At 72.1% G+C, this 23464-nt stretch carries 23 protein-coding genes; 18 read left to right on the plus strand and 5 right to left on the minus strand.

All coding sequences use genetic code 11. From position 1 onward, the window contains the following. Positions 1-81: 81 nt before the first annotated feature. From rplM to ABD287_RS08500, 6 genes are all read left to right on the plus strand, one after another. Positions 82-525 (plus strand): 50S ribosomal protein L13, encoded by a 444-nt coding sequence (rplM, locus tag ABD287_RS08475; protein WP_344170799.1) that lies wholly within the window; start codon positions 82-84, stop codon positions 523-525. Between the two features lie 35 nt (positions 526-560). Beyond that, the gene (gene rpsI / locus ABD287_RS08480) at positions 561-1034 is read left to right on the plus strand and encodes a 30S ribosomal protein S9 (RefSeq protein ID WP_344170802.1); all 474 of its coding nucleotides are present in this window, start codon (positions 561-563) and stop codon (positions 1032-1034) included. A gap of 120 nt (positions 1035-1154) precedes the next feature. Beyond that, complete coding sequence (gene glmM / locus ABD287_RS08485) at positions 1155-2528, plus strand: phosphoglucosamine mutase (RefSeq protein ID WP_344170805.1); 1374 nt, start codon at positions 1155-1157, stop codon at positions 2526-2528. Between the two features lie 140 nt (positions 2529-2668). Next, entirely contained in the window at positions 2669-4564 is a 1896-nt protein-coding gene (gene glmS, locus ABD287_RS08490; RefSeq protein WP_344170808.1) for a glutamine--fructose-6-phosphate transaminase (isomerizing), read from the plus strand. 70 nt (positions 4565-4634) lie between these two features. Continuing rightward, the gene (locus ABD287_RS08495) at positions 4635-5003 is read left to right on the plus strand and encodes a holo-ACP synthase (RefSeq protein WP_344170811.1); all 369 of its coding nucleotides are present in this window, start codon (positions 4635-4637) and stop codon (positions 5001-5003) included. Continuing rightward, on the plus strand, positions 5000-6463 hold the full coding sequence (locus tag ABD287_RS08500) for an NAD(P)H-hydrate dehydratase (RefSeq protein WP_344170814.1): 1464 nt from the start codon (positions 5000-5002) through the stop codon (positions 6461-6463). The genes ABD287_RS08495 and ABD287_RS08500 overlap by 4 nt, the downstream gene beginning before the upstream one ends. 174 nt (positions 6464-6637) lie before the next feature. Here ABD287_RS08500 and ABD287_RS08505 read toward each other — a convergent pair whose 3' ends face one another. Further along, positions 6638-6841, minus strand: a complete 204-nt coding sequence (locus ABD287_RS08505; protein ID WP_344170816.1) for a cold-shock protein — start codon at positions 6839-6841, stop codon at positions 6638-6640. Positions 6842-7052: 211 nt separating this feature from the next. Here ABD287_RS08505 and alr point away from each other — a divergent pair, with 211 nt between their 5' ends. The 4 genes from alr to ABD287_RS08525 are packed head-to-tail and all read left to right on the plus strand — an operon-like array spanning position 7053 to position 10490. Then, entirely contained in the window at positions 7053-8171 is a 1119-nt protein-coding gene (alr, locus tag ABD287_RS08510) for an alanine racemase (protein WP_344170819.1), read from the plus strand. Beyond that, the gene (locus ABD287_RS08515) at positions 8168-9289 is read left to right on the plus strand and encodes an alpha/beta fold hydrolase (RefSeq protein ID WP_344170822.1); all 1122 of its coding nucleotides are present in this window, start codon (positions 8168-8170) and stop codon (positions 9287-9289) included. The genes alr and ABD287_RS08515 overlap by 4 nt, the downstream gene beginning before the upstream one ends. Next, positions 9286-9759 (plus strand): tRNA (adenosine(37)-N6)-threonylcarbamoyltransferase complex ATPase subunit type 1 TsaE, encoded by a 474-nt coding sequence (gene tsaE, locus ABD287_RS08520; RefSeq protein WP_344170825.1) that lies wholly within the window; start codon positions 9286-9288, stop codon positions 9757-9759. Before ABD287_RS08515 ends, tsaE begins: the two co-directional genes overlap by 4 nt. Continuing rightward, positions 9756-10490, plus strand: coding sequence for a uracil-DNA glycosylase (locus ABD287_RS08525; protein ID WP_425565532.1), 735 nt, complete (start codon positions 9756-9758; stop codon positions 10488-10490). The genes tsaE and ABD287_RS08525 overlap by 4 nt, the downstream gene beginning before the upstream one ends. Here the strand turns inward: ABD287_RS08525 and ABD287_RS08530 are convergent. Next, entirely contained in the window at positions 10470-12194 is a 1725-nt protein-coding gene (locus ABD287_RS08530; protein ID WP_344170828.1) for a proline--tRNA ligase, read from the minus strand. The genes ABD287_RS08525 and ABD287_RS08530 overlap by 21 nt on opposite strands. A 56-nt stretch (positions 12195-12250) precedes the next feature. Beyond that, positions 12251-13372, minus strand: coding sequence for an aminotransferase class I/II-fold pyridoxal phosphate-dependent enzyme (locus ABD287_RS08535; protein ID WP_344170830.1), 1122 nt, complete (start codon positions 13370-13372; stop codon positions 12251-12253). Positions 13373-13464: 92 nt separating this feature from the next. Here ABD287_RS08535 and tsaB point away from each other — a divergent pair, with 92 nt between their 5' ends. The 6 genes from tsaB to ABD287_RS08565 all read left to right on the plus strand — a co-directional run bounded on the left by tsaB (position 13465) and on the right by ABD287_RS08565 (position 19472). After that, positions 13465-14139 (plus strand): tRNA (adenosine(37)-N6)-threonylcarbamoyltransferase complex dimerization subunit type 1 TsaB, encoded by a 675-nt coding sequence (gene tsaB, locus ABD287_RS08540; RefSeq protein WP_344170833.1) that lies wholly within the window; start codon positions 13465-13467, stop codon positions 14137-14139. After that, positions 14136-14588 (plus strand): ribosomal protein S18-alanine N-acetyltransferase, encoded by a 453-nt coding sequence (gene rimI / locus ABD287_RS08545; protein WP_344170836.1) that lies wholly within the window; start codon positions 14136-14138, stop codon positions 14586-14588. The genes tsaB and rimI overlap by 4 nt, the downstream gene beginning before the upstream one ends. Next, on the plus strand, positions 14578-15666 hold the full coding sequence (tsaD, locus tag ABD287_RS08550; RefSeq protein WP_344170839.1) for a tRNA (adenosine(37)-N6)-threonylcarbamoyltransferase complex transferase subunit TsaD: 1089 nt from the start codon (positions 14578-14580) through the stop codon (positions 15664-15666). The genes rimI and tsaD overlap by 11 nt, the downstream gene beginning before the upstream one ends. Next, entirely contained in the window at positions 15663-15917 is a 255-nt protein-coding gene (locus tag ABD287_RS08555; RefSeq protein WP_344170842.1) for a hypothetical protein, read from the plus strand. Before tsaD ends, ABD287_RS08555 begins: the two co-directional genes overlap by 4 nt. 62 nt (positions 15918-15979) lie before the next feature. Then, entirely contained in the window at positions 15980-17707 is a 1728-nt protein-coding gene (locus ABD287_RS08560; protein WP_344170845.1) for an ABC transporter transmembrane domain-containing protein, read from the plus strand. A 1-nt stretch (position 17708) separates the two neighbouring features. After that, positions 17709-19472: an ABC transporter ATP-binding protein gene (locus ABD287_RS08565; RefSeq protein WP_344170848.1), complete on the plus strand. Its 1764-nt coding sequence runs from the start codon at positions 17709-17711 to the stop codon at positions 19470-19472. Positions 19473-19481: 9 nt separating this feature from the next. On the opposite strand, the gene ABD287_RS08570 is transcribed toward ABD287_RS08565, so the two are convergent. Together ABD287_RS08570 and ABD287_RS08575 are read right to left on the minus strand one after the other, a co-directional pair. After that, complete coding sequence (locus ABD287_RS08570) at positions 19482-20669, minus strand: class I SAM-dependent methyltransferase (RefSeq protein ID WP_344170851.1); 1188 nt, start codon at positions 20667-20669, stop codon at positions 19482-19484. 75 nt (positions 20670-20744) lie between these two features. Continuing rightward, positions 20745-20954 (minus strand): DUF1918 domain-containing protein, encoded by a 210-nt coding sequence (locus tag ABD287_RS08575; RefSeq protein WP_344170854.1) that lies wholly within the window; start codon positions 20952-20954, stop codon positions 20745-20747. A gap of 329 nt (positions 20955-21283) precedes the next feature. Between ABD287_RS08575 and groES the strand changes: the two genes are divergently transcribed. Then, positions 21284-21613, plus strand: a complete 330-nt coding sequence (gene groES / locus ABD287_RS08580) for a co-chaperone GroES (RefSeq protein ID WP_344170857.1) — start codon at positions 21284-21286, stop codon at positions 21611-21613. A gap of 71 nt (positions 21614-21684) precedes the next feature. Next, a complete protein-coding gene (gene groL / locus ABD287_RS08585; protein ID WP_344170860.1) occupies positions 21685-23325 on the plus strand; it encodes a chaperonin GroEL in 1641 nt (546 codons plus the stop codon). The last annotated feature ends 139 nt before the right edge of the window (positions 23326-23464 follow it).

Here is a 23464-nt window from a genome sequence, read left to right on the forward strand (position 1 = left end):
CCCTCGACGCAGAGGATTCCTCAGCGCTGAGGACTCAGCACCAAGGGCGGACCGTCCCCGACTACGAGACAAGGTAGACCTGTGCGTACGTACAGCCCGAAGCCGGGAGAGATCGAGCGGCAGTGGCACGTCATCGACGCGACTGACGTCGTGCTCGGCCGCCTCGCCACCCATGCCGCGACGCTGCTCCGCGGAAAGCACAAGCCGACCTTCGCGCCGCACGTGGACGGTGGCGACTTCGTCATCGTGATCAACGCGGGCAAGGTCGCACTGACCGGCAACAAGCGGGAAACCAAGATCGCTTACCGGCACTCCGGTCACCCGGGCGGTCTGAAGCAGGTCAAGTACGGCGAGCTGCTGGACAAGCGTCCGGAGCGGGCGATCGAGCTGGCCGTCAAGGGCATGCTGCCGCACAACAAGCTCGGCCGTCAGCTCATTACGAAGCTGAAGGTCTACCCGGGCGCCGAGCACCCGCACACCGCGCAGCAGCCGGTGCCGTTCGAGATCAAGCAGGTCGCGCAGTGACGATCGACACGACCAGCGCAGGCGAAGGAAGCAGCATGACCGACGACATTTCCGTGCCGACCCCGGTCGCCACCGAGGCTCCGGTCGCCGCCGCGGTGGTCGCCCCGCGGCTCCCGCGCGGCGACCGCCCGATCCAGACCGTTGGCCGCCGCAAGGAGGCGATCGTCCGCGTCCGGCTCGTCCCGGGTAGTGGCAAGATCACCTGCAACGGCCGTGACCTGGAGGCGTACTTCCCGAGCAAGGTGCACCAGCAGCTCATCCGTGAGCCGTTCGTCACCTCCGAGAAGACCGAGACCTTCGACGTCATCGCCAATCTGCGTGGCGGCGGCATCACCGGCCAGGCGGGCGCGCTTCGGCTGGGCATCGCCCGGGCGCTCATCGAGAACGACGTCGACGACCGTCCCGGCCTGAAGAAGGCTGGCTTCCTCACCCGTGACTCCCGGGTCAAGGAAAGTAAGAAGTACGGCCTCAAGAAGGCCCGTAAGGCGCCGCAGTACTCCAAGCGTTGATCGTGCGCTAGTCACGAGAGGCCGGGCGCGTCCGTCAGGGCGTGTCCGGCCGTTCGCTGTTTCGGGGCGCCGTCGGCGTCCCGGCGATTCTCACTCGCTCCAGTGCGGAGGTTCCCAGTCATGGGTCGGCTCTTCGGTACGGACGGCGTGCGTGGCCGCGCCAACGCGGACCTCACGCCCGAGTTGGCGATGTCGGTGGCGGTGGCCGCCGCCCGGGTGCTCGCCGAGCGGGACAGCAGCCACCAGCCGCTGGCGGTTGTCGGTCGCGACCCGCGAGCCAGCGGCGAGATGCTGGAGGCCGCGGTCGTCGCCGGTCTCGCCAGTGCCGGGGTGAACGTCCTGCGCGTCGGGGTCCTCCCGACGCCAGGCGTCGCGTACCTCACCGCGGAGACCAAGGCTGACCTCGGCGTCATGCTCTCCGCCTCGCACAACCCCATGCCGGACAACGGCATCAAGCTCTTCGCCGCCGGCGGCCACAAGCTCGCCGACGACGTCGAGGAGCAGATCGAGGCGGTGGTCGCCGACGCCGCCGGCCCGGGCGGCGACTGGCAGCGGCCGACCGGAGCGGCCATCGGCCGGGTGCATGATCTCCTCGACGGCGCCGACCACTACGTCAAGCACCTGCTCGGCTCGGCGTCGCAGCCGCTGGCCGGCGTCAAGGTGGTCGTCGACTGCGCCAATGGGGCCGCCTCCGACATCGCCCCGGTGGTCTACCGGGAGGCCGGCGCCGAGGTCATCGCGATCCACGCCGAGCCGGACGGCCGCAACATCAACGAGAACTGCGGCTCCACCCACCTGGAGCAGGTCCGAGAGGCGGTGCTGGAGCACGGCGCCCACCTCGGGCTGGCGCACGACGGCGACGCCGACCGCTGCCTGGCCGTCGCCGCTGACGGCGCGACCGTCGACGGTGACCAGATCATGGCAGTGTTGGCTCTGGCGATGCGCGAGGCGGGGACGTTGGCGGGCGACACGCTCGTCGCGACCGTCATGAGCAACCTGGGGCTGAAGCTGGCGATGCGCGAGGCCGGGATCACGCTCCTGGAGACCAAGGTCGGCGACCGCTACGTCCTGGACGAGCTGCGGCGAGGTGGCTTCACGCTCGGCGGTGAGCAGAGCGGGCACCTGGTCATGCCGGCGTTCGCCACCACCGGGGACGGCGTGCTCACGGGCCTGCATCTCATGGCCCGGATGGCCGCTACCGGCCGGAGCCTGGTCGAGCTCGCGGGGGTGGTCACGCCGCTTCCGCAGGTCCTCATCAATGTTCCGGTGGCGGACCGGACGGCCGGCGCCACCGATCTGGCGGTGCTCGCCGCGGTGGCGGACGCCGAGGCGGAGCTGGCCGGCGCCGGTCGGGTGCTGCTGCGCCCGTCGGGCACGGAGCCGCTGGTACGGGTGATGGTGGAGGCGCCGACCGCGCGGGCGGCCGGCGAGGTGGCCGACCGGGTCGCCGCCGCGGTGCGTCGGGCCAGCCCGGCGGGTCGGGACGCCAGCTGATCGGAGTGTTCGCCCGCGCGACGACCCACCGCCGCTTCAGGTCATTCCGGCAGCGGCGGCGCTATATCGATCAAAAGGTCTGCGCGAAAGTATGAGATCCACGCACTGGTGATGCGCGAAAGTGGGCTACCATTCGGCGCATGTGTGGAATCGTGGGGTACGTCGGCGCGCGGCCGGCTCTGACCATCGTCCTCGACGGCCTGCGTCGCCTGGAGTACCGGGGCTACGACTCCGCAGGCGTCGCCGTGCTTGGTGACGGCGAGCTGCTCACCGAGAAACGGGCCGGCAAGCTGGCCAACCTCGAGAAAGCGCTCGGCGAGCGGGTCCCGGCTGAGGGCATCGGCATCGACGGCGGTCACACCGGCATCGGCCACACCCGGTGGGCGACCCACGGCGGCCCGACGGACCGCAACGCCCACCCGCACGTCTCGACCGACGGCCGGGTCGCGGTGATCCACAACGGCATCATCGAGAACTTCGCCAAGCTGCGCGCCGAGCTGGAGAGCGCCGGCGTCGAGTTCGCCAGCGACACCGACACCGAGTGCGCGGCGCACCTGGTCGCCGCCGAACTGGCCGATGTCGACGCCGAAGGCTTCGTCGGCGACGGCGCGGCCCGGCTCGCCGAGGCGATGCGTCGGGTCTGCCGTCGCCTGGACGGCGCCTTCACCCTGCTCGCCGTCGACACCCGCACCCCCGACGCGGTCGTCGGGGCCCGGCGTAATTCGCCGCTGGTCGTCGGCCGCGGCGACGGCGAGCACTTCATGGCCAGCGACGTGTCCGCGTTCATCGAGCACACCCGCGAGGCGATCGAGCTGGGCCAGGACCAGGTCGTGCTCATCACCCCCGCGGGAGTCGTCATCACCGACTTCGACGGCGCGCCCGCGCAGGGCAAGGACTTCCACATCGACTGGGACGCCTCCGCCGCCGAGAAGGGTGGCTACGACTACTTCATGCTGAAAGAGATCGACGAGCAGCCCCAGGCGGTCGCCGAGACCCTGCTCGGGCGGCTGTCCGAAACCGGGCAGATCGTCCTGGACGAGGTCCGCCTCACCGACCAGGACCTACGCGACGTCGACAAGATCTTCATCATCGCCTGTGGCACCGCCTACCACTCGGGGATGGTCGCCAAGTATGCCATCGAGCACTGGACCCGGATCCCGTGCGAGGTGGAGCTGGCCAGCGAGTTCCGCTACCGCGACCCGGTGCTGGACCGCTCCACCCTCGTCATCGCCATCTCCCAGTCCGGCGAGACCATGGACACCCTGATGGCGTTGCGGCACGCCAAGGAGCAGAAGGCCCGCGTTCTGGCCATCTGCAACACCAACGGATCGACGATCCCGCGCGAGTCCGACGCCGTCCTCTACACCCATGGCGGCCCTGAGATCGCGGTGGCGTCGACCAAGGCGTTCCTCACCCAGCTCGCCGCGTGCTATCTGGTCGGCCTGCACCTGGCACAGGTCCGTGGCGTCATGTACGCCGACGAGGTCGGCGCCGTCGTCGACCAGCTTCAGCAGGCGCCGGCGCAGCTCACCGAGGTTCTCGCCGCGATGGGGCCGGTCCGTCAGCTCGCCCGGGACCTCAAGGACGCCTCGACGGTGCTGTTCATCGGCCGGCACGTCGGCTACCCGGTGGCCCTGGAAGGCGCGCTCAAGCTCAAGGAGCTGGCGTACATGCACGCCGAGGGCTTCGCCGCCGGCGAGCTGAAGCACGGCTCGATCGCTCTCATCGACGACGGCACCCCGGTAGTCTGCATCGTTCCGTCGCCGGTGGGCCGCGGGATGCTGCACGACAAGATGGTCTCCAACATCCAGGAGGTCCGCGCCCGGGGCGCCCGCACCATCGTCATCGCCGAGGCGGGGGACGAGGCGGTCGCCGCGTACGCTGACCACCTCATCTATGTGCCGCGCACGCCGACGCTGCTCGCCCCGCTCATGACGACGGTGCCGTTGCAGGTCCTGGCCTGCGGCATCGCTGACGCCCGCGGCAACGATGTCGACCAGCCGCGGAACCTGGCGAAGTCGGTCACAGTCGAGTAGGTGGCCATGATCTGCCCGGCGAAGCCCGTCTCTATCGGGTGGGTGGTGGCCGCCCGATAGGGTCACTAGCGTGATTGTGTCGGTTGGTATCGATGTCGTCCGGGTCGAGCGGTTCACAACGGCGTTGCGACGCACGCCGTTGCTCGCTGACCGGATCTTCACCGCCGACGAACGCTCAACTCCGTCCGGCAACCCGCGGACCCCGGAGTCGCTGGCCGCCCGCTTCGCCGCGAAGGAGGCCGTCGCCAAGGCGCTCGGCGCCCCCGGCGGCCTCAACTGGCACGACTGCGAGGTGGTGTCGGACCCGGACGGCCGTCCCTGGCTGACGGTGTCGGGCACGGTCGCGGCGGTGGCGCAGGAGCGGGGCATCAACCGCTGGCATCTGTCGTTGTCGCACGACGGCGGGATCGCCTCGGCGATGGTGGTGGCTGAGCGGTGAGGGCCGCCTACCGGGTGGCGGACGTCCGGTCGGCCGAGGCCGCGCTGCTGGCGACGGTTCCGCCGGGCGCCCTGATGGCCCGCGCGGCGGCGGGCCTTGCCCGACGCTGCGGGCAGTTGTTGTCCGAGCGCGGCGGCCGGTACGGGTCGCGGGCGGTGCTGCTGGTGGGCCCGGGGGACAACGGCGGCGACGCGTTGTTCGCCGGCGCCGAGCTGGCGCGGCAGGGCGTGCGGGTGTCGGCGGTCGCGGTGGTCCCGGACCGGATCCATGCCGGCGGGCTCGCCGCGTTGCGGTCCGCTGGCGGGCGGCTGGCCGACGAGGCGCTGTCCGCGCCCTGCGATCTCGTTGTCGACGGCATCGTGGGCATCGGCGGGGTGGGTCCATTGTTGGGGCGGGCGCTGGCGTTGGTCGGCGCGGTCACGGCCGTTCCAGCATCAGCCGGCGGCCCGGTCGTCGTGGCGGTAGACCTTCCCAGCGGGGTGTCCGCCGACACCGGCGACGTGCCGGGCCCGGCGGTGCGCGCGGACGTGACCGTCACATTCGGTTGCCTCAAGCCGGCGTTGGTGGTCGGTCCGGCCGCGGAGCTCGCTGGCGAGGTGGAGCTGGTCGACATCGGCCTGGGTCCGTTCGTGCGGGCGGAGCCGGCAGTGCGGGTTGCCGATGACGGGGACGTTCGTTCGTGGTGGCCTGTCCCGGGCCCGCAGTCGGACAAGTACCTGCGTGGAGTGGTCGCCCTGGCCACTGGCTCGGTGACGTACCCCGGCGCGGCGGTGCTGTCGGTCGGTGGCGCGGCAGCCGGTCCGGCCGGCCTCATCCGGTACGCGGGCGCGGCACGTGAGCAGGTGCTGACCCGCCATCCCCAGGTGATCGCCGCGACCCGGGTGGCCGACGCCGGCCGGGCGCAGGCCTGGGTCTGCGGCAGCGGGCTGGGGAGCGGTGCGCGTGCGATCGCGGATCTGCGCGCGGTGCTGGCCACCCCGGTCCCGGTGGTGCTGGACGCGGACGCCATCGCCATGCTGGTGGACGGCGCCATGGCGGAGCTGCTGCGGGCGCGCCGGGCGCCGCTGGTGCTCACCCCGCACGACGGCGAGTTCGCCCGGTTGGCCGGAGCGCCGCCGGGGGCGGACCGGGTGGGCGCGGCGCTGCGTCTGGCGGCCTGGACGAACGCGGTGGTGCTGCTCAAGGGCTCGCGGACGATCGTCGCCTCCCCGGACGGGCAGGCGTGGGCGAATGCGACGGGTTGTGCGGCGCTGGCCACCGCTGGCGCCGGCGATGTGCTGGCGGGGCTGCTCGGATCGTTGTTGGCCGCGGGTCTGCCACCGGTCAGGGCGGCGGTGGCGGCGGCGTACGCGCACGGCCTGGCGGGTCGAGCGGCGGCGCGGGTCGGCGCGGTCACGGCGACCGACCTGGTGACGGCGTTGCCCACGGTGACCGGTAGCCTGACAGCCCCGTGTCGCTGAGATGCCGTATCGCTGAGATTCGGTCGAGTCCTGTGCACGGTCGAGCCCCGCGTGCACAGGGCAGAACGCGGGGCTCGACAGGTTCTCCGGCGAAGCCGGTTCCCTGGGCGGCTGGTCGCTAGGGCGGCTCAGCCAGGTCAGCGGCCGCTCGACGTACGCGGGCCGCGACCGGAATCAGAGCGGGCGGACGGACTCGGCCTGCGGGCCCTTGGGGCCCTTGCCGATCTCGAACTCAACCCGCTGGTTCTCCTCCAGTGACCGGTAGCCGCTGGCCTGAATCGCCGAGAAGTGGACGAAGACATCCGCTCCGCCCTCGTCGACCGTGATGAAGCCGTAACCCTTTTCGGCGTTGAACCACTTGACGGTTCCCTGTGCCATTGCTGGCGCCTTCCTTAGTGCGGACATAACTAGCGCAAGCAGGACACCAACCGCAAAACAGCACATGCATGCTGCAACGACATACATACCGCAAGCAGGCAATATAGGCCATAATGCGCCTACGCTACTTACAGGTCTGCGCCAATCAGCGCCCTGCGCGCCGAGTACAGCGTTGCAGGTTCCACGGGCCTCCGCCAGTAGTCTGGTGGACATGTGGCAGGCGGAGACTCGTATCGACCTCAACGCGGTTCGTGGCAACGTCGCCCGCATGCGCGCCACCACCACCGCCGAGATCATGGCGGTCGTGAAGGGCGACGGATACGGGCACGGCGCAACGCGATCGGCGCTCGCCGCGCTCGCCGGCGGCGCCACCTGGCTGGGTGTGTGCTCCATTGACGAGGCTCTCGCGTTACGCGCCGACGGCATCACCGCACCGGTGCTCGCCTGGCTGCTGACCCCGGGCGCCGACTTCGACGCGGCGGTGGCCAATGACATCGACGTATCGGTCAGCGACGTCGGGTTGCTCGCCGAGGCGCGCGACGCCGCCCGTCGGGCCGGTCGCCCGGTCCGGGCACATCTCAAAGTAGACACTGGTCTCGCCCGTGGCGGCGCCACCGCCGCGCAGTGGCCGCAGCTCGTCGAGGCCGCTGCCAAGGCCCAGGCCGACGAGTCGGTCGAGGTCGTGGGCTGCTGGAGCCATTTCGTCCACGCCGACAGCCCCCGACACCGCACCACCGATGACCAGATCGACGCGTTCAGCGCCGCGCTCACGGTCGCCGAACGCGGTGGCGTCCGGCCCCGGTACCGGCATCTGGCGAACTCCGCCGCCACCCTTACCCGGCCGGACACCCACTTCGATCTCGTCCGTCCCGGGCTCGCCTGCTACGGTCTCTCGCCGATCGCCGGCGAGACCTTCGGGCTCACCCCGGCGATGACGGCCCGGGCACGGGTGGCGCTGGTCAAGCGGGTCCCCGCCGGCCAGGGCGTCTCATACGCGCACACCTACCACGCCACGCGGGAGACCACCCTGGCGCTGGTCCCGATCGGGTACGCCGACGGGGTGCCCCGGGCCGCCTCGAACGTAGGACCGGTGCAGCTCGGCGGCGTCCGGCGGCGGATCTCGGGCCGGGTCTGCATGGACCAGTTCATCATCGACTGTGGCGACGATCCGGTCGCTGCTGGAGACGTGGTCACCCTGTTCGGCTCCGGCGCCGACGGCGCGCCCACCGCCGACGACTGGGCGGCCGCCATCGACACCATCAACTACGAGATCGTCACCCGGTTCGGCAGCCTCCGGGCGCCGCTCGTCTTCGACGAGCTGCTGCCATGAGAGTCTCCCGCCGCGCCGGGCTGGTGGGCGCCGCCATCGGCGTCGCCGCCGCCGCGCTGACCGCCGGGGTCGCCGCCCAGCGCAGGTTCGTCCGGCGGACCAGGGGCGCCGCCGACCCGTACGCCGACGAGCCGTTCGGCCGGCTCGCCTCCGACGACGTGCTCATCGTCACGGTCGCCGACGGCACCGACCTGTACGTCGAGATCATCGACCCGACCGACGGCGTCGAGCTGGACGCGACGTTCGCCGCCACCGGCCCGCCCGAGCTTGAGCCGACCATCGTCTTCGTCCACGGGTTCTGCCTGGACATGGGCACCTTCCACTTCCAGCGCAAGGAGCTGACCCGCCGCGGCGACTACCGGATGGTCTTCTACGATCAGCCCGGCCACGGTCGTTCCGGAAAAATGGAGTCCGGCGAGTACGACCTGGCCGCGCTCGGCGAGGCGCTGCACGAGGTGCTAGCCACCACCGCTCCCGAAGGCCCGGTGGTCCTCGTCGGACACTCGATGGGCGGGATGACGATCATGGCGTGCGCGGAGAGCTACCCCGGACTGTTCGCCGACCGGGTCGCCGGAGTCGTCCTCATGTCGACCTCCGGCAGCATCTTCGGCGAGGCCAAGAAGGGCCCGCCAGCGCTCATCGCCCGGTTCGCCACCCCACTGCTGCCCCTGGTCAACAGCGCCGCCCGGCTGACCGGATCCGTGATCGACCAGGCCCGGCTGGCCGCCGCCGACCTCGCCTTCGTCCTCACCCGCAAGTACGGGTTCGGCGCCCGGCGGCCCAGCCCGGCGCTGGTGTCATATGTGGAGCGGATGAACGCACGCACCACCGCCGAGACGATCGCCCGGTACCTGGGCACCCTGGCCACCCACGCCCGATACCCGGCGCTGGCGGCGCTGCGCCGCGTTCCGGTTCTGGTCATCGTCGGCGACAAGGACTACATCACCCCGCCCGAGCACTCCGAGGAGATCGTGCGCCACCTGCCCGACGCCGAGTTGCTGACCGTCGCCGACGCCGGCCACGTCGTCATGCTCGAACACGCCGACCAGGTCAATGCCGCCCTGCTCGCCTTCCTGGACCGGATCGGCGTCGACGACCGCTCGGAGGGACGCCAGTGACCGTCCTCTGCGACACCGTCGCGCAGACCCAGGCTCTGGGCGGTCAGATCGCCCGGCTGCTGCGCGCCGGCGACCTGCTGCTGCTGTCCGGCCCGCTGGGCGCCGGAAAGACCGCGCTCGCCCAGGGCCTGGCCGCCGGGCTCGGGGTCGCCGGACCGGTCACCTCGCCGACGTTCGTCATCGCCCGAGCGCACCGGCCCGACCCGTCAGCCGGGGGCCGGTTGCCGATGGTCCACGTCGACGCCTACCGCCTCGGCGGCGTCGACGACCCGCTCGGCCAGATCGACGAGCTGGACCTCGACGCCTCCGTCGATGAGGCGGTCACCGTCGTCGAGTGGGGCGACGGCATGGTCGAACGCCTGGCCGACGCGCACCTGAGGGTCACGATCGAACGCCGGGACGACGACACCCGCGCGGTGACACTCCACCCGCACGGCGGCGACTGGGCCCAGCGGCTGGAGCGCCTGTGAACCTCGACCTGCTCGGCCGACTGCCCGTCGACTGGCGCGCCGCGATCAGCCCGCTGCTGGACCCTGACGACACCGCGGAGCTGGCGGCGTTCGTCGCCACCGAGTACGCCGGCCAGACGATCTACCCGCCGCTGCCGAACCTGTTCGAGGCGTACCGGCTGTGCCCGTGGGAGTCCTGCCGGGTGGTCATCCTCGGCCAGGACCCCTACCACGGGGCCGGGCAGGCGCACGGCCTCAGCTTCAGCGTCCCGCCGGGGGTGCGGGTGCCGCCGTCGCTGCGCAACGTCTTCAAGGAGCTGGCCGAGGACCTCGGCGTCGGCCCGGCCGCCCCGGAGCGGTCCGGGGCGCTGCCGGGAATGCCGCACCCGCCGTCCCGGCTGCCCCCTAACTCCAGCGGCGATCTGTCCGGCTGGGCCGCCCAGGGCGTTCTGCTGCTCAACGCGGTGCTCACCGTCCGGGCCGGCGAGGCCGGGTCGCACGCCGGGCACGGCTGGGAGGCGTTCACCGACGCCACCATCCGTGCCCTGAACGAACGGGACCGGCGGATCGTCTTCCTGCTCTGGGGCGGCTACGCCCGTCGTAAGGCCGCCCTGGTCACCAACCCCGCGCATGTCGTGCTGGAGGCCGGCCACCCGAGCCCGCTCAACCAACGCGGGTTCGGCGGCAGCCGGCCGTTCAGCGCCGCGAACAAGGCGCTCGCCGACGCCGGACTACCGACGATCGACTGGTGAGCTGAGCGCCGCCAGCGCTGTCTCGACGGCTTTGACGGCGTCGTCCGGGCGGATCCGGTCGGTGTGCCCGGTGGCGCGGACGGTCAGCTCGACCACCCCGTCGGCCAGCCCGCGCCGGCCGACGGTGACCCGCAGCGGGATGCCGACCAGCTCCACGTCCCGGAACTTCACCCCGGCCCGCTCGGCCCGGTCGTCGAGGATCACCTCGTGGCCAGCGGCGGTCAGCGCGGCGTAGAGCTGCTCGGACACCGCGGTGACCTCGTCGTCGTCGGCCTGCGCGGCCACGACCGCCACCTGGTACGGGGCCACCGCCACCGGCCAGACGATGCCGCTGTCGTCGTGGTGTGTCTCCACGATCGCGGCGAGCGCCCGCTCCACCCCGATGCCGTAGCTGCCCATGATGACCTTGGTCGGGGCGCCGTCGGGTGCGAGCACGGTGACGCCCAGCGCCTTGGTGTAGCGGTCGCCGAGCTTGAAGATGTGCCCGACCTCGATGGCCCGCTGCGTCGCCAGCGGCTGGCCGCAGGCGACGCACGGCTCCCCGGCGGCGACCTCGCGCAGTTCCACCCACCGCCCGACGGTGATGTCGCGGGCGATGTCGACGCCGCGCAGGTGCACGCCGTCGACGTTCGCCCCGGTGAACATGTCCCGCCGACCGCGCAGGGCGGCGTCGGCCAGCACTGGCAGGCCGGTGACGCCGACCGCGCCGAGGCTGCCCGGTGAGGCCCCCAACGCCGCCCGGATCTCGTCGGCGTGCGCGGGCCGGATCACGGCCGCGCCGGTGGCATCGGCGAGCTTCTGTTCGTTGAGCTGGTGGTCGCCGCGCAGCAGGACCAAGGTCAGCTCGTCATCGAGGAGGTACACCAGCGTCTTGATCTGCCGGTCGGCGGCGGCGCCGTGCCCGGCGGCCAACTCCTCGATGGTGCGGGCGTCCGGGGTGTCGAACCGCTGCGGCGACGCGGGGGGTTCGGCGTCGTCCACCGCCGGCAGCGCGGCGACGGCTTTCTCCACATTGGCCGCGTATCCGCAGCCGGGGCAGTGGACGACGGTGTCCTCGCCGACCGGCGACGGGCACATGAACTCGGTCGAGGCCGAGCCACCCATGGCGCCGGTGGACGCCTCAACGGCGATCGCGGGAATTCCCAGCCGGGCGAAGATCCGCGCGTACGCGTCACGGTGCAGCGCGAACGAGTGGTCCAGCCCGTCGGCGTCGAGGTCGAAGCTGTAGGAGTCCTTCATGGTGAATTCGCGGACCCGCATCAGGCCGGCCTTCGGGCGCGGCTCGTCGCGGTACTTGAGCTGGAACTGGTACCAGATCTGCGGCAGCTCCCGGTAGGACGACAACTCGGCGGCCAGCGTCGTGAAGATCTCCTCATGGGTCATCCCGAGGGCCAGGTCGGCGTCCTTGCGGTCGCGTAGGCGGAACATCTCCTCGCCCATCGACTCCCAGCGGCCGGTCTTTCGCCAGATCCCGGCTGGGTGCATCGTGGGCAGCAGGAACTCCTGCGCGCCGATCCGGTCCAGCTCGTCGCGGATGATGCCGATGACCTTCGCGCGGACCCGCGTCCCCATCGGCAGCAGGCTGTAGTGCCCGGCCATGAGCTGTCGGATGAAACCGGCCCGCAGGAGCAGCCGGTGGCTCGGCGCGCCGGCCTCGGCCGGATCGTCCCGCAAGGTGGGCACGTGCATCCGGGACCAGCGCATTGGCTCTCCACATCGGCTCGTACGGGCGGGTCGCCCGATGGTACGGGCGCCGCGCCTCAGCACAGCCAGCGCGTCCAGACGTTCAGGGCCAGGTCGGTATCACGGCGGCCCACCCCGATCCGGAACCGGTCAGTCGGCGTCGTGGTCAGCTCGGAGCTGAACACGCTGGCCGGCAGCAGCAGCACCCCGGTCTGCTCGACCAGGTTCGCGCACATCGCCTCCACGCCGTCCTCGCCCAGGTAACGCGGGAACGCCACGCAGCCGCCCTCGGGCGGCGTCCACTCGAACAGGCCGGCAAAGTGGGCCACGAAGTCATCCACCAGGGCGATGTTGTCGGTCACCAGCGCGCGGTTGCGGGCCAGGATGGCGTCGCGGGCCCGCAGGGCGATCAGCGCCAGCACCTCGCTGGGGGCTGCGTTGCAGATCGACCAGTAGTGCTTGGCCCGTTCCAGCCGGTCCAGCACGGCCCGGTCCCGGCAGGCGATCCAGCCGACCCGCAGCCCCGGCAGTCCGTACGCCTTGGACATGACATTGAGCGAGAGCGCCCGTTCGGACAGGTCGGCGGCCTGGGGCAGCGACGGCCGGTCCCGTTCCAGCCCCCGGTAGACCTCGTCGCTGAACAGGCGGATGCCGCGCTCGTCACACAGCGACACCAGCTCCCGCCAGGTCGCCTCGTCCGGGACCGCGCCGGTGGGGTTGTTCGGGAAGTTCACCGACACCAGCCGGGTGTTCGGCCGCAGAACCGCGCGCAGCTCGTCCAGGTCCAGTCGCCAGCGGTCGTCGGGTCGTAACGCGACCCCGGTGACGTCGCAGATCGACAGCGGCACGGTTTCGGCTGACTGGTAGTTCGGGGTGATCACCACGGCGTGGTCGCCGGGTTCCAGCAGCGCCTGCATGGCCAGGTGCAGACCCTCCTGGGCGCCGGCGAAGCACAGCACGTCGGCGGCGTCCACGCGCCGGTAGGTGGCGGCGATCGCCTCCCGTAACTCCGGCAGCCCGTACGTCTGGGCATAGCCGAGGGTCAGGCTCTGCCAGCGCTCGCGCCCGTCGTCGTCGGCCAGCTCCAGCAGCTCGGCGACGGTCATCGTCTGGGCGTCCGAGGCGGTCAGGTGGTGGCGGGCGGTGAACTCCCAGCGGGAGAAGAAGGTCTCCAGGCGGAAGTCGGGCAGGGTGGGCATCGGTCGACCGTACCGCCCGCGGCCGCCGCGGCCGGCTGCCGCCGCGGCGCGGGCTGCGGAGTCGGACCGGGCGCCGGATAAGCTGGCTCACCGTGCTGGCCCTCGTCGTCGACTCGTCCACCCCCGCGGTCACCGCCGGGCTCGTCCGGCTCGGCCCCGACGGGCTCGACGTTCTCGCTCAGCGGGTCACCGTCGACGCCCGCGCGCACGGTGAGCTGCTCACGCCCCAGCTGGCTGCCGTCCTGGCCGAAAGCGGCGTGCGAGCCGCCGAACTGGACGCCGTCGTCGCCGGGCTTGGCCCGGGGCCGTTCACCAGCCTGCGAGTCGGTCTGGTAACCGCCGCGACCATGGGTCAGGCCCTGGACGCTCCCACCTACGGGGTGTGCTCGCTGGACGCGCTGGCACATGCTGCCGACGACGGCCGGCCGCTGCTCGTGGCCACCGACGCCCGCCGCCGCGAGGTGTATTGGGCCCTGTACGAGCACGGACGGCCGGTCACCGCTCCGGCCGTGACGGCGCCGGCGGTGGCCGCTGACGCCGCCCGCTTACGGGGCGCCGCCTTCGCCGTCGGGGAGGGCGCGCACCGCTACGCCGACGTGCTCGACCTGCCGGTCCGGGACCAGCCGCTGTACCCGCCGGTGGCGTCGTTGGCGGCGCTGGTCGCCGACCGCATCCGCGCCGGCGCCCCCCGAGAGACGCTGACTCCGCTGTACCTGCGCCGCCCGGACGCCGTCGCCGCCGCCGACCGCAAGTCGGTGCTCCAGTGAGGCTGGCCCCGTTCCGGTGGTGGCACATCGCGCAGGTGCTGCCGATCGAGGCGGACCTGTTCGGCGCCGAGCAGTGGTCGGCTGGCATGTTCTGGAACGAGTTGGCCGCCGGGCGCCGTTACCTGGTGGCCCTCGACGGCTCCGGCACCGTCGCCGGCTACGCGGGCCTGGCGTTCGCCGGACCGGACGAGGCATGGGTACAGAACCTCGCCGTCCGCCGGGACGCCCAGCGCCAGGGCATCGGGCGCGTCCTGCTGGAGGCGCTGCTGGCGGACGCCCGCCAGCGCGGGGCCCGGCAGGTGCTGTTGGAGGTCGCCGCCGACAACGGCCCAGCGCAGAGGCTCTACGACGCCTACGGGTTCGGCGCCGTCGGCGTCCGTCGCGGCTACTACCAACCCAGCAACACCGACGCGTTGATCATGCGGATGGAGGTGGACCGTGCCGGATGAGCCGTTGGTGCTCGGCATCGAGACGTCCTGTGACGAGACCGGCATCGGCATCGTCCGCGGGCACACCCTGCTGGCGGACGCGCTGGCGTCCAGCGTCGACCAGCACGCCCGGTTCGGCGGGGTGGTGCCCGAGGTGGCGAGCCGGGCGCACCTGGAGGCGATGCTGCCGACGATGCGTCGGGCGCTCGACGAGGCCGGCGTCACCCTGGCCGACATCGACGCGATCGCCGTCACCGCCGGGCCCGGTTTGGCCGGCGCTCTGCTCGTCGGCGTCGCCGCCGCCAAGGGCTACGCGCTGGCCGCCGACAAGCCGATCTACGGGGTGAACCACCTGGCCGCGCACGTGGCCGTCGACACCCTCGAACACGGCCCGCTGCCGGCTTCGGCGGTCGGGCTGCTGGTCTCCGGCGGCCACTCGTCCCTGCTGCTGGTGGACGACCTGGCCCGGGGCGTCACCCCGCTCGGCGCCACCATTGACGACGCCGCCGGCGAAGCGTTCGACAAGGTCGCCCGGCTGCTCGGTCTGCCGTTCCCCGGCGGCCCGCACATCGACCGGTCGGCCCGCGACGGCCGGTCGACCATCGTGTTCCCGCGCGGACTCACCGCCCCCAAGGACCTGGCCGAGCACCGGTTCGACTTCTCCTTCTCCGGCCTCAAGACCGCGGTGGCCCGCTGGGTGGAAGCCAGGCAGCGGGCCGGCGAGCCGGTCCCGGTAGCCGAGGTCGCCGCGTCGTTCCAGGAGGCCGTCGTCGACGTGCTCACCGCCAAGGCCGTCGACGCCTGCCGCGAGCACGGCGTCGACACCCTTGTCATCGGCGGCGGGGTGGCGGCGAACTCGCGGCTGCGGGCGCTCGCGCAGGAGCGCTGCGCCAAACACGGCATCACCGTGCGCACGCCCCGGCCGAAGCTGTGCACCGACAACGGGGCGATGGTCGCGGCTCTGGGCTCGCATCTGGTCGCCGCCGGGGTGGCCCCGAGCCGGCTGGACCTGGCGACCGACTCAGCGATGCTGCTGACGACCGTCTCGCTGGCCGGGGACCAGCCGACCGGGGACCGGACCGCCGAGGCGCGGGCGTGATCGTCCGGATGTGGGAGGTGCGCGCCTACGAGCAGCACCTCGGCGCGCTGCTCGACTGGGTCTGCGCCACCGCCGTGCCCGCCGTCGAGGCTGAGCCGGAGCACCTGGGCAGCGAAGTCTTCTCGGCGACCGACAACCGGGTCGTGGTGATCAGCCGGTGGCGGGGCGATCAGGTGTCCCTTCCGGACCCGCCGGCGGCCTGGGTGACCCGGGCCCCCCACTCGTGGGACTTCACGCCGGTCGACAGGTGACGCCCGTTCGCCCGGATAACCGCTGGCGGGCAGGGCCGCCCGATCCGTAGGGTCGGACAGCCATGCGAACCCTTCCCGTCGCCGACCCCGGCGTCCCCGAGTCCCGTTCCGCCAGCCGCTACTTCGGCTGGGTGGCCCGTCGGCAGTGGCGGTCCCTGGTCGGCGCGGCGCTGCTCGGCGTCCTCTGGCTCGGCGGGCAGGCGGTCATGCCGGCGGTGCTCGGCAGGGCCGTCGACGCTGGTCTCCTCGCGCGGGACCGCGAGGCGCTGCTGTGGTGGTCGCTGGCGCTGGCCGGGCTGGTCGCGGTGCAGGCGTTCGCCGGGATGGCCCGGCACCGGTTGGCGGTCTTCAACTGGCTGGCCGCCACCTACCGGACCATGCAGGTGACGTCGCGGCAGGCGGTCCGGTTGGGTTCGTCGCTGGCCAGGCGGATGCCCACCGGGGAGGTGGTGAGCATCGCCACCTCGGACGTCGACCAGGTCGGCGCGGCGATGGACATCACCGCCCGCGGCTCCGGCGCGGTCGCCGCGATCGTCATCGTGGGCGTGCTGATGCTGTCGACGTCGGTCCCGTTGGGGCTGATCGTGGTGGTTGGCGTGCCGGTGCTCATGGCGGTGGTGGGCCTGCTCATCCGCCCGCTGCACGTCCGCCAGCGGGCGTACCGGGCCCAGCAGGCGGAGCTGACCGGACGGGCCAACGACATCGTCAACGGGTTGCGGGTGCTGCGCGGCATCGGCGGCGAGGAGGTCTTCGCCGGCCGGTACCGGGAGCAGTCGCAGCAGGTCCGGGTGGCCGGGATGCGGGTGGCCCGGGTGGAGTCGCTGCTCGACTCGGCGCAGGTGCTGCTGCCGGGGACGTTCGTGGTCCTGGTGGCCTGGGTCGGGGCGCGGTTCGCGCTCGACGGCGAGATCACCGTGGGCCAGCTCATCGCCTTCTACGCGTACGCGGCGTTCCTCACCCACCCGATCCGGCACCTCATCGAGGCGGTCGACAAGATGACCCGTGGCCACGTGGCCGCCCGTCGGGTGGTGCGGTTCCTGTCGTTCACGCCGGACCTGACCGACCCGGTCGTGCCGGCGACCCGGGTCGGGGGCCAGGCCACTGCGCTCGCGCACGCCGACGGCGAGTTGGTCGACCCGGAGACCGGCGTGACGGTGCGGCCCGGTCAGTTGACGGCCGTGGTCGCCACCGACCCGGAGCTGGCCCAGCGGATCGCCGACCGGCTCGCCCGGTACGTCGACAGCGACGCCGCCCTCGGCGACGTGCCGCTGGCGCGGCTGCCGCTGGCCACCGTCCGGGCCACGATCATGCTGGCCGACAACGACGCCCACCTGTTCGCCGGCCGCCTGCGCGACCAGCTCGACCCGCACGGGCTGGCCGACGACGGGCAGGTCGCGTCGGCCGTCGCCGCCGCGCAGGCCGTCGATATCGTCGATGCCCTGCCGGACGGGCTGGAGACGGTGGTCAGCGCCCGGGGTCGGGACTTCTCCGGCGGGCAGCAGCAGCGGTTGCGGTTGGCCCGGATGTTGCTGCTCGACCCGCCGATCCTGCTTCTGGTCGAGCCGACCAGCGCCGTCGACGCGCACACCGAGGCCCGGGTGGCCACGGCGTTGCGTCGGGCCCGCGCCGGCCGGACCACTGTCGTGTTCGGGACCAGTCCGCTGCTGCTGGACGCCGCCGACGCCGTCGCCTTCGTCGACGACGGCCGGGTGGCCGCCGTCGGGGCCCATCGTGAGCTGCTCGACACCCACCGCCGTTACGCGGCCGTGGTGACCCGTGAGGAGGACTGAGATGGCCCAGTCGCTACCCGTAGCCGACGCCGACACGGTCCACCGGTACGCCCGCTCGCTCCTGCGCCGGCACCCGCGCGAGCTGGGCGCGGTGCTCGGCTTGCACGCCCTCGTCGCGGTCGCCGGCCTGGTGGCCCCGCGGCTGGTCGGCGACCTCGTCGAGGGCCTCGGCAACGGGATCACCGTGGCCGCCATCGACCGGATCGCGCTGGCGCTCGGCGGTTTCGTCCTGCTCCAGGCGGTGTTCCAGCGGTTCGCCGCGTTCGCCTCGGCCCGGTTGGGCGAGCGGGTGCTGGCCGAGCTGCGCGAGGAGTTCGTCGCCCGGGTGCTGGCCCTGCCGTTGTCGACAGTGGAGCGAGCGGGCAGCGGCGACCTGCTCAACCGGTCCTCTCGTGACGTGGCCGGGCTGTCCCACAGCGTCCGCAAGGCCGCCCCGGAGACGATGGTCGCCCTGGTCAGCCTGACGATCTGGGCCGTCGCCCTGGTGGTCAACTCGCCGTTGCTGGCGTTGCCGTGCCTGGTGGTCGTGCCGCCCCTGGTGTGGAGCACCCGTTGGTACCTGCGCCGGGCGCCGGCCGGCTACCTGGCCGAGAGCGCTGCCTACTCCGACATCACCGACGGCATGGCGGCCACCGTCGAGGGCGCCCGCACCGTCGAGGCGCTCGGGTTGCAGGGGCAGCGCCGCCAGCGCACGGACGCCGACATCGGCGGCTCGTTCCGCGCCGAGCGGTACACCCTGTTCCTGCGCTCGGTGTGGTTCCCGGTCATCGAGGTGGCGTTCTTCGGGCCGATCGTGGCGACCCTGGTGTTCGGCGGCTGGTTCTACCTGTCCGGCTGGGTGACGCTCGGGCAGGTGACCGCGGCGGTCCTGTACGTGCAGCTGCTCATCAGTCCGCTGGACCGGTTGCTCACCTGGCTCGACGTGCTCCAGGTCGGCGCCGCGTCGCTGGCCCGGCTGCTGGGCGTCGGCCAGGCGCTGGACGACCGGACCCCCTCGGACCGTCGTCCGACCGGTGACCAGATTGTCGCCGACCGGGTGTCGTTCGCCTACACCGAGGGCCGGGACGTGCTCCGTGATGTGTCGCTGACGTTGCGTCCGGGGGAGCGGCTGGCGATCGTCGGGCCGTCCGGGGCTGGCAAGTCGACGCTCGGGCGGCTGCTGGCCGGCATCCATCCGCCGGGCGCGGGGTCGGTGACCGTGGGCGGGGCGCCGTTGACCGGCCTGCCGTTGGCGGAGCTGCGCGGTCAGGTGGCCCTGGTCACCCAGGAGCATCACGTCTTCGTGGGGTCGCTGCGCGACAACATCACTCTGGCCCGCCCGGGCGCCGACGAGGCGCGGCTGCGGGAGGCGTTGGCGGCCGTCGACGCCCTGGACTGGGCGCTGGCGCTCCCGCACGGCCTGGACACTATGCTCGGGGCCGGCCACCACGCGTTGACTCCGGCGCAGGCCCAGCAGGTGGCGTTGGCCCGGTTGGTGCTGGCCGACCCGCACACCCTGGTGCTGGACGAGGCGACGTCGCTCATCGACCCGCGGGCGGCCCGGCACCTGGAGCGTTCGCTGGCGGCGGTGCTGGCGGGCCGGACTGTGGTGGCGATCGCGCACCGGCTCTTCTCCGCCCACGACGCGGACCGGGTGGCGGTGGTCGAGGACGGCCGGATCGTTGAACTGGGCTCGCATGACGAGCTGGTGGCGGCCGGCGGCTCTTACGCGGCCCTGTGGCGTTCGTGGCACGGGGCCAGCGCGTCGGACACCGCGACGGTGTGACCGGCGGTCCTATCGTGGGACCGGCTGGCAGATCAGCACGAACGGGTCGTCGCCGATCCGGGTCAGGGCCAGGGAGGCCGATCCGTCGCCATTGAGTTTCAGCTGCTTGCGCAAGGTCTCCGGCGTCAGCGCTGAGCCCCGCTTGCGGATCTCCACCCGGCCGACGCCCCGTTCCCGCAGCAGCGCCCTGAGTCGCTTCAACGAGAAAGGCAGGACATCGGTCACGGCGAAACGCTGCGCGAACGGTGTCGCGGTGGGGGCGTCGGCGTAGACGTAGGCGATCCGCTCGTCGGCGAGCCCGCCGCCGACGGTGGTGGCGAACTCCGCGACCAGGTGCGCGCGCACCACCGCCGGGTCCGGATCGAACAGGTACGGCCCCACGCCGGTCACCGGCGCCGCCGACACGCCGTCGCCGGTCAGCTCGGCCACCCGGGCGTCGGTGAGCACCGACGCCCGGCGCGGCGCCCGGGCGACCGGCCCGCACCAGAACGCCGCCTCCACCAGGTCCCCGCCGACGCTCACCCATTCGGCCTCGGCGCCGGCCGGGATCAACGCATGGTCGATCCCGGGCGCAACCTTGAGCGCGACGACGGGCACGCGGTCGATGAGGCTGGTCACGAAGTCCCACGGTGGCGAGTACGCGCGCGGGTCGAACACTCGCCGCCCGGCGGCGCCGGACCGCCGGGCGGGGTCGCAGAACGCCGCGTCGTACCCGTCGAGCTTCACGGTCGTAGCGTCGGCGCAGCGCACCGTGACCCGTTCAGCCAAGCCCAACGCCTCGACGTTGTGCCTGGCCACGGCGGCGGTGACCGGGTCAGCCTCGACGGCGTGGACCTGAATTCCGGCGCGTGCTGCGGCCAGGGAGTCCGCTCCCAGGCCGCTGCCGAGATCGATCAGAGTCCGTACACCCGCGTCCCGCAGTCGCAGCGCCCGCCGGTCGGCGACGACCCGACGGGTGGCCTGTTCCAGGCCCGCGCGGGTGAACAGCATGGCCGCGGCGTCCGACCCGAACTTGCCCGCGGCCCGGTGACGCAGGCGCGCCTGAGTGAGCGCGGCGGCAGCCAGGTCCGGGGCGATTCCGGCGGCGCGCAGGGCGCTCGCCGCCGCCAGCTGGTCGGTGTCGACCAGCTGGTCCGCGGTGGCCAACGCGGCCGTTCCGGCGCCGGCGCGCAGCGCGGTGAGCTGATCGAGATCCACCGTCCCATTGTCCCGACGGCGGTCGCGCTGCCGTCCGCGGGCCTGGTCCGCGGCGGGCGGTCCGGCGTGGGCGGGTCAGCGCCGGCCGGCGGCGGCCGTCGCGCTGCCCTGTTCGATGACGCAGTCGGGGCCCGGGAACATCAGGCTCTCGTGTCCGTCGGGGTAGCGGACCCGGTACGGCGGCGTGCCGTCCGCTCCGCGCACCTCGATGATCTCCCCGATCCGGTCGCTGCCCCCCACGACGTTGCTGTGCACATGCAGTCGATCTCCGACGTCAGCGCGCATCCCCATCTCCCCCAAACCTCGTCACTCCAACCGACCCCTCGATCTTCCGCGTTGCCCACGACTCCCGCGCGACGAATCGGTGGTTTGCCGCCGCCGGGGTCGTGGCCGACGCCGTGAAGTCGCGGGGGAGGGGCGGGCGGGTGGATTTAAGGGTGGCCTTTGGCACTCTCCTTGACGGAGTGCTAGGTGGCGACATAACGTCTGCGTTAGCACTCTCGCCATGAGGGTGCCAGTCTTCGGTCGCCCACTGGGGCGGCCCGGAGGATCACTGCCAGGCGGACCGGCACCCGCGACGACGGCCCCGCCTCCAGTGGCATGAGACGCCATCGATGTGCCCCGGGAGGGTATCCGTGACTACCGCGACCAAGGTTGCGATCAAGCCGCTTGAGGACCGCATTGTGGTCCAGGCGAACGAGGCCGAGACCACCACCGCGTCTGGCCTGGTCATCCCCGACACCGCCAAGGAGAAGCCGCAGGAGGGCACTGTCCTCGCGGTTGGTCCGGGCCGGGTCGACGACAACGGCAACCGGATCCCGGTTGACGTCCAGATCGGCGAGACCGTCCTGTACTCGAAGTACGGCGGCACCGAGGTCAAGTACGCCGGCGAGGAGTACCTGGTGCTCTCCGCCCGCGACGTCCTCGCGGTCATCGAGAAGTAATTTCGTCGCCATCGCCCCGGATCAGCGTTCACCCGCCGGTCCGGGGCGATGTCGCTGAGAAAGGGACAGTCATGGCAAAAATCCTGAGTTTCTCGGACGACGCCCGCCACCTGCTTGAGCACGGAGTCAACGCGCTCGCGGACGCGGTCAAGGTCACCCTCGGCCCGAAGGGCCGCAACGTCGTGCTGGACAAGAAGTTCGGCGCCCCGACGATCACCAACGACGGCGTCACCATCGCCAAGGAGATCGAGCTCTCCAACCCGTACGAGAACCTTGGCGCGCAGCTCGTCAAGGAGGTCGCGACCAAGACCAACGACGTCGCCGGCGACGGCACCACCACCGCCACGGTGCTCGCTCAGGCGATGGTCCGCGAGGGCCTGCGCAACGTGACAGCCGGCACCAACCCGATGGGCCTCAAGCGCGGCATGGACCTGGCCGTCGAGACCATCTCCAAGGCGCTGCTGGACAAGGCGATCGAGGTGGCCGACCGCAGGTCGATCGCCAACGTCGCCACCGTCTCGGCCCAGGACGCCACCATCGGCGACCTCATCGCCGAGGCGATGGAGCAGGTCGGCCGCGACGGGGTCATCACCGTCGAGGAGGGCTCCACGCTCGCGACCGAGCTGGCCGTCACCGAGGGCATGCAGTTCGACAAGGGCTTCATCTCGCCGCACTTCGCCACCGACGCCGAAGCCGGCGAGGCGGTTCTCGAGGACGCCTACCTGCTCATCACGAACGGCAAGATCTCCGCGATCGAGGAGCTGCTGCCGCTGCTGGAGAAGGTCATGGGGGCCGGCAAGCCGCTGCTGGTCATCGCCGAGGACGTCGAGGGCCAGGCCCTGGCGACCCTGGTGGTCAACGCGATCCGCAAGACCGTCAAGGTCTGCGCGATCAAGGCGCCCGGCTTCGGCGACCGTCGCAAGGCGATGCTCCAGGACCTGGCGATCCTCACCGGCGGCGAGGTCGTCGCCGCGGAGCTGGGCTACAAGCTCGACTCGGTCGGCCTGGAGGTGCTCGGGAAGGCCCGGCGCATCGTGGTCGACAAGGAGAACACCACCATCGTCGATGGTGGCGGCAACCGGGACGCGGTCGCGGACCGGGTGAGCCAGATCCGCAAGGAGATCGAGGCGTCCGACTCAGACTGGGACCGGGAGAAGCTGGGCGAGCGCCTGGCCAAGCTCTCCGGCGGCGTCGCGGTGATCAAGGTCGGCGCGGCCACCGAGATCGAGCTCAAGGAGCGAAAGCACCGGATCGAGGACGCCATCGCGGCGACCCGGGCCGCGGTCGAGGAGGGCATCGTCCCCGGCGGCGGCGCGGCGCTCGCGCAGATCGCGACCGTCCTCGACGGGCTCAACGTGGACGGTGAGGCCGCCGTCGGCGTGTCGATCGTCCGTTCGTCCCTGGTCGAGCCGCTCCGCTGGATCGCCCAGAACGCCGGCCACGACGGTTACGTCGTGGTGGAGAAGGTCCGGTCGGCGCAGTGGGGTCACGGCCTCAACGCGGCGACCGGCGAGTATGTCGATCTGGTCGGTGGCGGCATCGTCGACCCGGTGAAGGTGACGCGGAACGCGGTCACCAACGCCGCGTCGATCGCCGGCCTGCTGCTGACGACGGAGTCGCTTGTGGTGGAGAAGCCGGCCGAGGCCGCGCCGGCCGCTGGCGGTCATGGTCACAGTCACGGGCACGGGCACCAGCATGGCCCCGGTTTCTGATCCTGCGCGTGCGCGGTCTGATCTTTCCGGCGGAAGCCTGACCGTTTCGAACGTCTGATCGTTTCGGAAAACGGCGTGTGATGTGCGGTAGCCACCACGATGTGCGTCCCTGACGTCTGACGTCAGGGACGCACTTCGT

Source organism: Pilimelia columellifera subsp. columellifera, from assembly GCF_039532605.1.
GTDB classification, from domain to species: Bacteria; Actinomycetota; Actinomycetes; order Mycobacteriales; family Micromonosporaceae; genus Pilimelia; species Pilimelia columellifera.